We start from the raw sequence: 12,372 nt of genomic DNA on the forward strand, positions 1-12,372 counted from the left end.
CATGCGCGCGACATGTTCTGAGGCCAAGCCCAGGAGCTGGCGCGCGAACCCCGGCACTCCGCGAAAAGATGTCGCGCGCAGGGCGCGCTCCTGCCGGATACATCAGACGAGGCCTCCGCCTGCACTCAGAAGCACGCGAAGCTGTTCGGCCAGGCGCAGGCTGAGGGCCACGATGGTGAAGGTCGGGAAGGCCCAGCCGCCCGTCGGAAAGACCGAGCTGCCGGCGATGTGCAGGTTGGACATGCCGTGTACCTTGCCGTCCGGATCGACCACACCGGTGGATGGGTCCGTGGACATGCGCGTCGTACCCAGGTGGTGCGCCGTGCCGTGTACTTCCGGCGCGGCTTCGCCGATGGCCCATGGCGCGGGCTCGAAGCGTCCATCGCACGCCGCAGCCAGTCGTTCTCCAGCGATCAGGGTCGTGGTGCGCCATGTATGCCGGTCGAGGTCGTTGATCCGCCAGTCGATGCGAACGCGCCGCAGGCCAAGCGCATCGGTTCGATCGCCGAGGGTCACGCGGCTGTCGCGCTGCGGTGCCTGCTCGAAGAAACCGACCAATTCCGCGCGGTCGCTGCGTACGGTGGGCCGGTCGGCGACCTTCTGCGCCACGGCTTTCACCACGTCGCCCATATGCAGGCCGAGCCGGATCGCGCTGACGACGAGGTTCTGCTGGACGGCTACGGCGGCTCCGTTGGGGCCGTTCTGCAAGGCGGCGCACAACCGCGCCTCGAGCAGGGTGGCTTCGTTGTGACGAGGCGGCCGCAGCGCCGCGCGCACGTCGCGAAGCGCGCGGATGCCGCGCGGAACCTGGCCTTCCACCGGAAACGGGTGCACTCGTGCATTCAGGCTGCGATGCGCGCGTTGCACGTCGAAGGACAAACCGATCTCGGGCGACAACGGGGCACGTACCTTGCCGATGGTGCGCTCGTAGGGACGGGTGAGGCGATCCGGGTCGTTCGAGTGCACGTTGCCGATGGTGCCGCTGGGGTGGTCCATGAAATAGCGTCCGACCACGTCGCGATCATTGCCGAGTCCGGCCGTCGCCACGCTGTCGGAAAGCAGGAGGATGCGGGCATTCTCGATACCGCCCGCCGCCAGCACATAGTGGCGCGCGCGCACCCGGCCACGCCGGCCGTCAAGCGCACCGATGCGGGCGCCGGTCACGGTGCCGGCATCTGCCGTCGACTCGAGTTCCATCACGTTCGCGTGGAGCAGCACGGTCACGTTCGGCGCCTGCTCCAATTCCTCGCGGTAAGCGTCGCCGAACGTGACCGGGCTGCGCGCGAAGATGAAATTCACCAGTGCCTCGGGATCGAGGTCGAGCGGCTGGCGTGGCGGCGGGCCATCGAAGGCGCCGGGCCCGAAGCCGTGCGATGGCGCGATTTGGCAGAACTCGCGGGCGCGCTCGTACCATGGCGCCAGGTTGGCGTAACGCAGCGGCCAGCCGCTGTCGGGCACCCAGTCGCGCGCTTCCAGGTCGCTGTCGGCGAACGGAATGCAGCCACCGCCCCACAGGGTGCAGCTGCCGCCGAACACACGCATGCGCGACGTCCCCGCGTCCAGCGGAAGGTCGCCTGCCGAGTCGCCGTCATAAAGGGATTGGCTGCGATCCTCGCCGGCCAGACCGCCGCCTTCGATCATGCAGACCGTGATCGACGAGCCGATGAACGCACGCGCGATGGCAATGCCGGCGGGACCCGCTCCCACGATGCACAGGTCGGCCTGGAGGTCGCCCGGTGCAGACCGGTCGAGGTAGTCGATGATCACGGTACGTCTCCGCGCGCGAATGCGCTGTTTTTCTTATGCACGGTAGTATCCCCGGTACCAGTCCACGAACCGGGCCACGCCTTCCGGTACGTCCACCTTCGGTGCGTGGCCGGTGGCTTGGACAAGGGCGGAGACGTTGGCTTCGGTATCGGGGACATCGCCCGGCTGCAAGGGCAGCATTTCCAGCTGGGCCGTCCGGCCAAGGCATTTTTCCAGAACCTGGATGTAGCGAAGCAATGCCACCGGCTTTTCGTTGCCGATGTTGAATATCCGGTAGGGCGCCACGCCACTGGTGCCCGGGTCGGGGCGCTCGCCCGACCAGTTCGGATCGGCTGCGGGAACGCGCTCCAACGTGCCCAGTATCCCGTCGACGATATCGTCCACGTAGGTAAAGCTGCGTCTGTGCCGGCCATGGTTGAACACGCGGACCGGCTCACCCGCGAGGATCGCCCTGGTGAACAGGAACAAGGCCATATCGGGGCGGCCCCAGGGGCCGTAAACCGTGAAGAAGCGCAGCCCGGTGCAGGGCAGGCCGTAGAGATGGGCGTAGGCATGTGCCATCTGCTCATTGGCCTTCTTCGTCGCGGCATACAGCGTCAGCGGGTGCTCGGTCGGCTGGTGCTCCGAAAATGGCATGCGCGTATTCGCGCCGTAGACCGAACTGGTCGAGGCGAACAGCAGGTGTTCCACGCCGGTCTGGCGGCAGCCTTCCAGCACATGGAGGAAGCCGGTGACGTTGCTCGACACGTACACATGCGGATTCAGCGCGGCATAGCGCACACCCGCCTGTGCGGCGAGGTGCACGACCCGCTGCGGACGGTGCATGGCGAACAACTGTTCCATCGCCTCGCGATCGGAGAGGTCGGCGTGCACGTGTGTATAGCCGGCCCGGCCCTCGAAATGCGCCAGCCGTGCCTTCTTCAGTCCGACGTCGTAATAGTCGGAGAGATTGTCCACGCCAACGACTTCGTCACCGCGCTCCAGCAGGCGGGTTGCCACGTGGTAGCCGATGAAGCCCGCGGTGCCGGTGACCAGGATCTTCATGCGGCGTCCATGGGTCAGAGCCGGCCATCCACCGCGTCCCGAGGCAGCACGTACTTCACGTCGTACACCACCGACAGGGGCTTGCCGAAAGCACGAATGCCCTCCGCCCCCAGCGCAATGAACTCGCGGTGGCCCACGGCAACCACGACGGCGTCGTAGGTACCGTGCGCCGGCTCATCCACCGGGTCGATGTCGTACTCGTGCCGTGCCTCGCTCGCGCGCACCCAGGGGTCATGCACGTCCACCGCGACACCGTAGCCGCCCAGCGCACCGACGATGTCGATCACGCGGGTATTGCGCAGGTCCGGGCAGTTTTCCTTGAAGGCCAACCCCAGCACGAGCACGCGCGCGTGCACGGGGTTGATGCCCTTGCGAACCATCAGCTTCACCAGCTCCCCGGCGATGTACGGGCCCATGCTGTCGTTGGTGCGGCGCCCCGCCAGGATCACGTCCGGATGGTGGCCGACCTGCTGGGCCTTATGCGTCAGGTAGTAGGGATCCACGCTGATGCAGTGGCCGCCGACAAGGCCGGGGCGGAAAGGAAGGAAGTTCCACTTCGTGCCGGCCGCCTCGAGCACCTCCAGCGTGTCGATGCCTAGCTTGTTGAAGAGGATGGCAAGGTCGTTCACCAGGGCGATGTTGAGGTCGCGCTGGGTGTTCTCGATGACCTTGGCGGCCTCGGCTACTTTCAGCGAGCTGGCGCGATGGGTGCCGGCGACGATCACCGACCGGTACAGCGCATCCACGAAGTCCGCGGCCTCGGGCGTGGAGCCGGAGGTGACCTTGAGAATGCTGCTTACCCGGTGAGTCTTGTCACCCGGGTTGATCCGCTCAGGGCTGTAGCCCGCGAAGAAATCCTGGTTGAAGACAAGACCTGAGCCGCGTTCGAGGATCGGTACGCAGACCTCCTCGGTACAACCCGGATAGACGGTGGATTCGTAGATGACCACGTCACCGCGCTTGAGAACCTTCGCCAGGGTTTCACTGGCGCGGACCAGCGGGGTCAGGTCGGGCCGGCGGGCCTCGTCGATCGGGGTGGGCACGGTGACGATATAGACGTCGCACGCTGCCAGATCCTCCAGGTTCGAGGAGAAACCGAGCCGAGCGGCCTCGGCGAGCTCGGCGGCGTCCACCTCGAGGGTGGCGTCCTGGCCGGTGCGCAGTTCCTCGATGCGTTCGGAACGGATGTCGAAGCCCAGGGTGGCATAGCGCTTGCCGAACTCGACCGCCAGCGGAAGCCCGACGTAACCGAGTCCGACGATTCCCACCCGGACCGTTTCCAGGGCGCGGGCCACGAAAACACCGGGCGAATCCCAGGGGCGAGCGGTCGCTGTGGGTTCAGCCACGCCGGCCGGGCCGGTGGCTTCTCTGCGGCTCTCTGTGTCCATGCCCGCGTTTACCCCTATGGCATCGAAAAACCCCGTCTGGCGGGGGCGACGAAAGCGTAGCAACGCGCGCCGAAATTGCCTGTATGGCTTACGGAGGTGGACGAATGGCCGATACCGTGCAGCCGGAGCCGGCTTAAGGCCTAAAGTGAGAACGTTTACAAGGATTGCTGGCCGGGATATGGTTCGTCCCGCATCGCCCACGAACGTGGGGTATTTGAAAGACAATATTGGCTATCTGGTCCACTCATGTCCGCGCGATCCTACATTGGCTCTGTGCGCGTGGCCTTGCTGGACGACCATGCGCTCGTCCTTAAAGGGCTGATCGCGCACCTTGAGAAATCCCCATCGATCACGATCGTCGGGAGCCATGCGAGCAGTCGTCCGTTCCGCGCCATGCTCGCCACCATGCCCGTCGATGTCGCCATCATCGACTACTCGCTCGCGCTCGACGATATCGACGGCATCGCCCTCATAAAGTTGCTGCGTGCGTCCTATCCGAGGATGAAGATCCTCGTGGTTTCGGCGTACGACCAGGGCCTGGTGATCCACAGCCTGCGCCAGGCTGGCGCCGACGGCTTCGTGGCCAAGAGCCAGGAGCCGGATGACGTGATCCTCGCCATCGACGCGGTCATGACGGGCCGGGGGTACCTCCCGCAGCGGCCCGGCGACACCGACGAAAGGCCGACGCTGGTGCCCTTGTCGCCACGCGAGTGGGAGGTGATCCGCCAGTTGCTGGAGGGCCTCACGGTGGGCCAGATCGCCACCCGCTCCGGGCGCAGCCTTAAGACCATCAGCACGCAGAAGTCGGCGGCCTTCCGCAAATTGCGGATTTCCTCAGACAACGAACTCTACCTGCTTCGCGAATACATACTCGCGCTGGATGGCGGCGCCGCGTGAGACGGATCTTCGTCGTCGTCCTCGGACTGTTCGCATTGGCCGTCGCGGCGACGGAAGCGCCTAACCCGGAAGCGGAGGCGCGCAAGCGCTGGACGGCCGCGCACCCGACCCTGCGCATCGCGGTGGATCCGCAGCAGGGCTCGGAGATCGGTGGCCACTGGGGCAATCCCCTGGTCAGCCAGTATCTGGAACTGGTGTCCCGGCATACCGGCCTGCGCTTCGTCACGGTGCGCACGAAGTCCTGGGAAGAGTCGGTTCGTGCGTTCAACGAGCAGCGCATCGACATGCTGCCCTCGCTCAGCGATCGCCTTCTCGCGGCAGACGTGGGCGACCGGGCCCTGGCCTCCAAGCCGTTCTATATCGGCCGCACGGTCATCGTCAGCCGAACGGTGGGGCCGGCCGAACTGGACATGCATGCGCTGGAAGGCCGCACCGTCGCGTTCAAGGGCGGAGGGGTCTATGAGTCGTGGCTGCGTCGCGAACACCCGTCCATCTCGCGGCTGCCCCTCGCGGACATCCACCAGGTACTCGCCGCCGTGGAGAGCGGGATCGCCGACGCGGGCATCGGCGTGGACGTGGCCTATCACCCGATCGTGCGGCGCGACTACGCGCTGAGCCTGCGCATCGCCGGGAATGTGACGGAAATGCCGATCAGCGTGCGCGTGGCGGTCCGCAAGGATTCGCCCGAGCTTCTCGGCATCATCGACGACAGCCTGCGCAGCATCGGCCCCGACGACAACCGTGCTGTGATCGAGCGCTGGCTCGAGACCGCATATCTCCGCGCGCCGACCCTGTCGCAGGTCGCGTCGGCTTATCGTATCGAGATCGGCCTCGGCGTCGCGCTCATCGTGGTCCTCGTCTTCGCCCTGTGGCAGCTGCGTCGCGCGCAGCTGGCTTCGCGACGCGGCGAGCGGCAGAAGACCATGCTCCTCGCGGTGATGAGCCACGAGGTGCGCAATGCCGTGAACGCGGTGACCTCGTCGGTCGACCTGCTGTCGCGCACGCCTATGGACGGCGCGCAGCGAGATCTCATGGCGATCGCGCAGTCGAGCAGCCGCAGCCTTCAGAATCTCCTGAAGAGCGCGCTCGATTACAGCCGTTCGGAGAACGAAGGATTCACGCCGGATCTCGCCGCCTGCGATGTCGTCTCCGTGGCGCGGGAAGTCATCGACGGCCAGCGTAACGCCATCGAGTACAAGGGACTGGCGGTACGCCTCGACCTGCCCATGGGCCCGTTGCCATGGCTGCTCCTCGACGAGACCCGTGTGCGCCAACTCATGGAGAACCTGCTGTCCAACGCGGTGAAGTTCACCGAAAGCGGCCACGTGGGTATCGCGTTGTGGCAGACCGCGAACGAGGCCACCGCCGAGGTCCGCCATCTCGTGCTGGAGGTATTCGACACCGGCATCGGCGTTCCGCAGGAGCGACAGCGCGAGTTGTTCCGGCCCTTTTCCCAGGCGCATGGCACGCACTCGAAGCGTCTGGGTGGCACGGGCCTCGGTCTCGGTATCTGCGCCGAGATCGTGCGCCACCTCGGGGGGCGGCTGGAACTGAGCAGCGATGTCGGTGCGGGAACGGCGGTGCGGATTGAATTGCCGACCAGTCGCATGCCCGTGATCCCGCTGGTCGACGATGCCTCCGAAGATTCCAGGAAAGCAGCGGCGGAGACGAAGGGAACCATCCTGCTCGTGGAAGACCATCCCGCCAACCGGCAGATCATCGCGGCGCAGTTGAAGTTCCTGGGCTACGACACCTACGCCGTGGACCATGGCCAGGCGGCGATCGATGCCTTCGTGCCGGAGCGTTTCGCCGGCGTATTGCTGGATTGCGAACTACCGGACATGCAGGGGTACGACATCGCCGCCGAACTGCGCGCCCGGGAGCTGGCGGCAGGCGGCGGGCATACGCGCTTCATCGCCATCTCGGCGAATGACGGCGAGGCGCATATCCGCCGCTGCGAGGAGAGTGGGATCGACACGGTACTGGGCAAGCCATTGTCGCTGGACGGCCTCAGGGACGCCATCGCCGGCGCACCGGGTACCTCGATCGCCGAGCGCACTTTTCGCGAGGAGGCCTTGCTAGATATCGCCGCCATCCGGGCGGCATTGCAGGACGCCGCGCCCGAGCGCGCCCTGCATGTCACGCATCGCCTGAAGGGCGCCGCGCTCGTACTCGGGCAACAGGCGCTGGTCGGGGACGTGGAACAGGTAGAGCGCCTCCTGCTGGCCCGCCCGGTAGCGCGTGGCGACATCGACGTGCTGCTGGACGACATCGTCAGGCACTTGTAGCGCCAAGACCGCGGCCGCGATTTTTTTCGATTCTTGCATCGGGGTCTTTAGACCTCCGTCGCCGTCCCAATGTCGATATGACAATCTTCATCCAACTCAACGGAGTCTTCCCATGAGCAGCACCGACGCATCGGCAAGCGGCACGTTCAGGATCGGCGGCGATCTCGAGGTCAACCGCCTCGGCTTCGGCGCCATGCGCATCACCGGCAAAGGTATCTGGGGCGACCCGGCTAATCCGAAGGCGGCACGCGAAACACTGAAGAAGTTGCCCGGCCTGGGCGTGAACCTCGTCGACACGGCCGACAGTTACGGTCCGTACGTGAGCGAGGACCTTATCCGCGAGGTCCTGCATCCTTACAAGGGCATGGTGATCGCGACGAAGGGTGGTCTCACCCGTCATGGTCCCGACATATGGGTTCCTCTGGGCCGGCCCGACTACCTGCGCCAGTGCGTACTCATGAGCATGCGCCGTCTGGGCGTGGATCGCATCGACCTGTGGCAGCTGCATCGCATCGACGCCAAGGTGCCGCGAGACGAGCAGTTCGGCGCGATCCGCGACATGCAGAACGAAGGCCTCATCCGTCATGTGGGTCTTTCCGAGGTCAACGTCGAGGAGATCCAGGCCGCGGCGGCATTCTTCAAGGTCACCACGGCGCAGAACCTCTACAACCTGGGCAACCGCCAGAGTGAAGAGGTGCTGGACTACTGCACGGAACAAGGTATCGGGTTCATTCCGTGGTTCCCGCTGGCTGCCGGCGAACTGGCGAAGGAAGGCTCGGTGCTTTCCTCCATCTCGAAGAAGCTCGGTGCGACCGACAGCCAGGTGGCCCTGGCGTGGCTGCTGAAGCGCTCGCCGGTGATGCTGCCGATCCCCGGTACCGGCAGCCCCGACCATCTCGAGGAGAACATCAAGGGCGCTTCGTTGAAGCTGTCACAGGATGACTTCGAGGCGCTGGAGCACGCGGTAAAGAAGTAAACCGCGCTTTGTAGGAGCGCGCCTTGCGCGCGACGGCCGTTCGCGAGGAGCTATAGTCTTTCGCGAGAAGCTGTCGCGCGCAGGCGCGCTCCTACAGTCAATGCAATTTCACCGGTGGTAGCGTCGTATCGCGTAGCCAATCCGCCAGCCACAGCGCGTTCGCCTTCGTCCATCCATGCAATGCGACGCGGTGCATGTGTTGCAGCGACACGTAGACGACCTTCGCCAGCAACCCGCGCATCGGGATAGGCGTGCCACCTTTAGCGACCACCGGCGGCAGTTCGCCGGTGGCCTTGAATTCGCCCAACGAAACCAGGGTCCCCTTCGAGTGATATACGAACGGGGCCACGGTCTCGCCCCGAATGGCCTTGGGCAGGGCGCGGGCGAGGTAGTTGGCTTGCTGGTGAGCAGCCTGCGCGGTGGGAGGCACCGTCCCGCCGTGCGGCAGTCTGGCGAAGGCACAATCGCCGACGGCGTAGACGTGGGGCATGCCCTGCGCGCGCAGGCGTTCGTCCACCACGATCCGCTTGTCCTTCGATAGCTGGAACGGCCCAAGCCCTTCCACCATGGCATGCCCCGTGATGCCCGCCGCCCAGACGCGGATATCGCACGGAACCACATTGCCGTCGGAGAGGTGGAATGCTTGCGGCGCCACGGCATCCACGCCGACCCCCACACGCACATCGACGCCCATGCCTTCGAGGATGCGTTCCGCCGAGGCCGACGTTCGTGGATCCACCGCCGGCAGCACGCGCGGCGCCATGTCCATGAGCGTGATGTCCAGCTTCGACGTGCCCTTCAGGCCGCCGTAGCGATGCATGTCATTGAAGGCATGGTGCAGTTCGGCAGCCAGTTCGACACCGGTCGCGCCCGCACCGACGATACCGATGCGGATCCGCTGCCCGGGATCGCCCGCGCTGCGCAAGGCCAGCGCAAGGATCTTCCGGCGTAACGCCACGGCCTGTGCCGGGCTGTCGAGCATGTCGCAGTGCTCGAGGACACCAGGCGTGCCGAAGTCGTTCACGCGGCTGCCGAACGCGAGCACCAAGGTGTCGTAACGCAGCGACCGCGGCGGCAGGATCAATTCATTCGTCACCGGCATGCGTACTTCATCCAGCGCGATGCTGCGTGCGTCGACGTCGATGCGCTTCAGCGCCCCCGGCTCATAGCGATAACCATGAGCCTGCCCGTGCGCGAGATACGACACCGCTTCCTCGCCGTCGCCGAGCAGGCCCGCGGCCAGCTCGTGCAGTCTTGGCTTCCAGAAATGACTGGCGTCGCGATCGACCAGCACCACGATCAAGTCATGCCGTTTGCCCAGCTTCGTCGCCAGCTCGATACCGGCCGCACCGCCACCGACGATGACGACGGTATGGGCGCCGGGATTCTGCGGAGTAGCCATGGATTCGTCTCCAGGTCGTCTGGAGCACGAGAATACCGGCCCCTTCGTTGCCTGATCGCGAAGGCGCGCCGCGACGCCTCGTAGGAGCCGCTGTAGCGGCTCCTACGGTGTTGGCAGCGACACGATCCAGTGTTCGAGTACCGCGGTGTCAACCAGGTTGCCGTCATAGGGATACTTCGGAAGCAGCGGTACGTTGTTGCCACGTGTGCGGCCGCGGTACACCTTCATGGCGGCATTGAGGTGGCCGACGCCGCTGGGCAGCGTGGTGCGGCGGATATCCATGTACAAGGTGTCCGCCGAGGTTTCCGCACCGACGTGGGTGGCGCCCAGTTCCAGCCACAGGTCCGCCGCGTCCAGGCAGGCGGATCCGCAGCCGCTATCGGTGACCATGAAGATGCGTGCCCTGGGAGCCGGCAGCGAGGGATGCGCGGTCTTGGCCTCGACGTCCGGCGGTGCGCGCCAGTACGGCTTTCCATCCGTCACGGCCTTGCTCATGCCTGCAACGATCTCATCGGCCCATTGCAACATGCGCTTTGACGATCCTGGTGTCTTGCGCAGTTCGTCGCCGAACTCCCGGATGGATGCAATGTTCACGACCGACGCACGCCAGTCCACGATACTTTCCTTGTCGGTCGCTGCCACGGCGGCTTCGCCCCAGATCGCTTCGGCAATCTGGCGGCTCCAGTCCGACGAACCGCCGTTGTTGCCGCGAAGGTCCAGAACGATGCGCGGTGCGGAAACGAAGGTGTCGCGCTCCTTGCGCAGACGGGCGATCAACGGTCCCAGCGCCTTGGCCGCCGGGCCGCCAGGCTCGCCGTCGAAGTCGCTGAGCGTGATCCAGACCGTGCCGTCGGGCCAGGTACGAATGCCGATCGGTTCGTGCGCTCGCTGGTAGGTGCTCTTTAGGCGCTGCTCGACCGAATGGGTGTCGATCGGCTGCCAGGCCAGCGTTATCGTGATGGAACGGCCATTAACGTCGAAATCACACCGGGAAGGGCGTGATATCCACGGATTTGCGTGGTCTAGAAACAGCGTTCCACCGTGCGATACGCGTTGTGCACGCAATTGCCAGCGTCCGAAGAGGCCGCCGATGTTGTCGGCTGCAACGCGATCCGCAGGCTTGCCCTCACAGGAAATCAGCGTCGCACCCAGCGGCACCGGTGCATCGCCGGCACGTGTCACCACGCGCTGCGCGCCCTTGCGGTCGAAGGCGGTGAGGAAGCCCGGCCAGCGCCACGGCAATGCCGGTTGGTCCTCAGCAGGCACGTAAAAAGAGAGGTGCCCATCGTCGAAGCTCCCCGCGTAGGCCCGCATGGCGTAGAAATAGCCGGCGAAGTCATGGGTTCGTTTTGCACGATCGAGCGCCGTTGCCAGCCCGCGGTCATTGGCTTTGGCGAACGCGGGATTCAGCGGGTCTACGGGGCCGGGATGATTCGCGGCGAGGTCATCGTGCATCGCCTGCGCATCCTTTCGGAGGGCTGTACTCCAGTCGGTGACGGTGGGCGTGGCGGCGATGGCGGTAAGCGGAAGCAGGCAGAGCAGTCCGGCGAATGTGCGGATCATGGCGTCTCCTTGGCGCGATGGACCGATCTTCGGCAGGCGGCCGGGGAGAATCAAGGTACGAAGGTCACGCATGCCCTTCGGCAGGGGCGCGCAAGATCCGGATGGCCGGCGTTGCCATGGAAGTGGACGATAGGTCCATTCCCCACACCAAGGAGCCATGCCATGGCCTTCCGCATCACCGGTCTCGACCCCAAGCCGTTCATTCCCCTGTACGGTCTGGACGAAGCGGCGCTGAAGGCCCGCGGCGTGGTGCGCATGCAGGCTTCGGACGATACGGGTTACCCGGAGCGCATCGAGCTCCGCAACGCGCGTCGCGGCGAATCCCTGCTGCTGCTCAACTACACGCACCAGCCGGCGGATACGCCGTTCCGTTCCTGCCATGCGATCTTCGTCAGCGAAGGCGCCACCGTGCCGTACGACGCGTGCAACGAGATCCCGGAGCCGCTGCGGGTGCGTACCATTTCGCTGCGCGGCTTCGATAGCAACCACTACATCGCCGACGCCAGGGTGGTACGCGGTGAGCAATTGGCCGACGCCATCGACCAACTCTTCGCCATGGACAAGGTCAGCTACCTGCACGCGCACTACGCAGGCTACGGCTGCTTCGCGGCGCGCGTGGACCGGGCCTGATCCATCCGGCGACGGGGTGGCGTATAAAAGGGGTTCCTGCGTAAACGGACGCGCCCTTCATGCCTGCCAACAACGAACCTACCGTCTGCCCGATCTGCCACGGCACCGGCGTCCTCATCCACGTGGACGAGGAAGTGTGTTGCCAGGTGGAAGTGCCGTGCTGGGCGTGTTCGCTGCCGTCGGAGGAAAAAAAAGGGTCGGAGTCATGAAGTGACTTTGACCTTTTTTTTCGGTTCTTCACGCATTATCGGGGATCAGCACCGCCTTAGATGACGACCCTGCCTCTGGTTCGATCAGGCTCGCCGTGGCGTTCGCGCGCCCGGTATCGCCAAGGCGCGTTACACCTGAGCGTCTCGCAGGAGACCTTGGTGCCCACCCTCGCTGCTCAGACAGGTCCTCCGCGTTCGGCAAGGAGGG

Annotated in this window: 9 protein-coding genes; 4 read left to right on the forward strand and 5 right to left on the reverse strand. The window is 65.4% G+C overall.

Annotation, left to right across the window (positions count from 1 at the left end; genetic code table 11):
* Window positions 1–102 precede the first annotated feature (102 nt).
* The 3 genes from VGM71_RS11755 to tviB are packed head-to-tail and all read right to left on the reverse strand — an operon-like array spanning window position 103 to window position 4,157.
* Window positions 103–1,767, reverse strand: coding sequence for a GMC family oxidoreductase (locus VGM71_RS11755; protein ID WP_331545296.1), 1,665 nt, complete (start codon window positions 1,765–1,767; stop codon window positions 103–105).
* A gap of 33 nt (window positions 1,768–1,800) precedes the next feature.
* On the reverse strand, window positions 1,801–2,811 hold the full coding sequence (locus tag VGM71_RS11760) for an NAD-dependent epimerase (RefSeq protein WP_331545298.1): 1,011 nt from the start codon (window positions 2,809–2,811) through the stop codon (window positions 1,801–1,803).
* A 14-nt stretch (window positions 2,812–2,825) separates the two neighbouring features.
* Window positions 2,826–4,157 carry a Vi polysaccharide biosynthesis UDP-N-acetylglucosamine C-6 dehydrogenase TviB gene (tviB, locus tag VGM71_RS11765; protein ID WP_414675122.1) on the reverse strand — a complete coding sequence of 444 codons (1,332 nt, stop codon included), beginning with the start codon at window positions 4,155–4,157 and terminating at the stop codon, window positions 2,826–2,828.
* A gap of 288 nt (window positions 4,158–4,445) precedes the next feature.
* On the opposite strand from tviB, the gene VGM71_RS11770 reads away from it, so the two are divergent.
* The 3 genes from VGM71_RS11770 (at window position 4,446) to VGM71_RS11780 (ending at window position 8,360) form a co-directional block, all read left to right on the forward strand.
* Entirely contained in the window at window positions 4,446–5,096 is a 651-nt protein-coding gene (locus VGM71_RS11770; protein WP_331545300.1) for a response regulator transcription factor, read from the forward strand.
* Window positions 5,093–7,384, forward strand: a complete 2,292-nt coding sequence (locus VGM71_RS11775) for an ATP-binding protein (protein WP_331545302.1) — start codon at window positions 5,093–5,095, stop codon at window positions 7,382–7,384. The genes VGM71_RS11770 and VGM71_RS11775 overlap by 4 nt, the downstream gene beginning before the upstream one ends.
* A gap of 112 nt (window positions 7,385–7,496) precedes the next feature.
* On the forward strand, window positions 7,497–8,360 hold the full coding sequence (locus tag VGM71_RS11780; protein ID WP_331545304.1) for an aldo/keto reductase: 864 nt from the start codon (window positions 7,497–7,499) through the stop codon (window positions 8,358–8,360).
* Between the two features lie 97 nt (window positions 8,361–8,457).
* On the opposite strand, the gene VGM71_RS11785 is transcribed toward VGM71_RS11780, so the two are convergent.
* Together VGM71_RS11785 and VGM71_RS11790 are read right to left on the reverse strand one after the other, a co-directional pair.
* A complete protein-coding gene (locus VGM71_RS11785; RefSeq protein WP_331545306.1) occupies window positions 8,458–9,762 on the reverse strand; it encodes an NAD(P)/FAD-dependent oxidoreductase in 1,305 nt (434 codons plus the stop codon).
* A gap of 102 nt (window positions 9,763–9,864) precedes the next feature.
* Entirely contained in the window at window positions 9,865–11,325 is a 1,461-nt protein-coding gene (locus VGM71_RS11790) for a hypothetical protein (RefSeq protein ID WP_331545308.1), read from the reverse strand.
* Window positions 11,326–11,487: 162 nt separating this feature from the next.
* Here VGM71_RS11790 and VGM71_RS11795 point away from each other — a divergent pair, with 162 nt between their 5' ends.
* Window positions 11,488–11,955 carry a DUF1203 domain-containing protein gene (locus VGM71_RS11795; protein WP_331545310.1) on the forward strand — a complete coding sequence of 156 codons (468 nt, stop codon included), beginning with the start codon at window positions 11,488–11,490 and terminating at the stop codon, window positions 11,953–11,955.
* Window positions 11,956–12,372: the final 417 nt, after the last annotated feature.

This window comes from Luteibacter sp., from assembly GCF_036499525.1.
GTDB lineage: Bacteria > Pseudomonadota > Gammaproteobacteria > Xanthomonadales > Rhodanobacteraceae > Luteibacter.

What these genes read in the sequence shown, in the direction of transcription:
- VGM71_RS11760 (WP_331545298.1), bottom strand. Translation starts at nt 2,811, where the DNA reads ATGAAGATCCTGGTCACCGGCACCGCGGGCTTCATCGGCTACCACGTG.
- VGM71_RS11770 (WP_331545300.1), top strand. Translation starts at nt 4,446, where the DNA reads ATGTCCGCGCGATCCTACATTGGCTCTGTGCGCGTGGCCTTGCTGGAC.
- VGM71_RS11780 (WP_331545304.1), top strand. Translation starts at nt 7,497, where the DNA reads ATGAGCAGCACCGACGCATCGGCAAGCGGCACGTTCAGGATCGGCGGC.
- VGM71_RS11785 (WP_331545306.1), bottom strand. Translation starts at nt 9,762, where the DNA reads ATGGCTACTCCGCAGAATCCCGGCGCCCATACCGTCGTCATCGTCGGT.
- VGM71_RS11790 (WP_331545308.1), bottom strand. Translation starts at nt 11,325, where the DNA reads ATGATCCGCACATTCGCCGGACTGCTCTGCCTGCTTCCGCTTACCGCC.
- VGM71_RS11795 (WP_331545310.1), top strand. Translation starts at nt 11,488, where the DNA reads ATGGCCTTCCGCATCACCGGTCTCGACCCCAAGCCGTTCATTCCCCTG.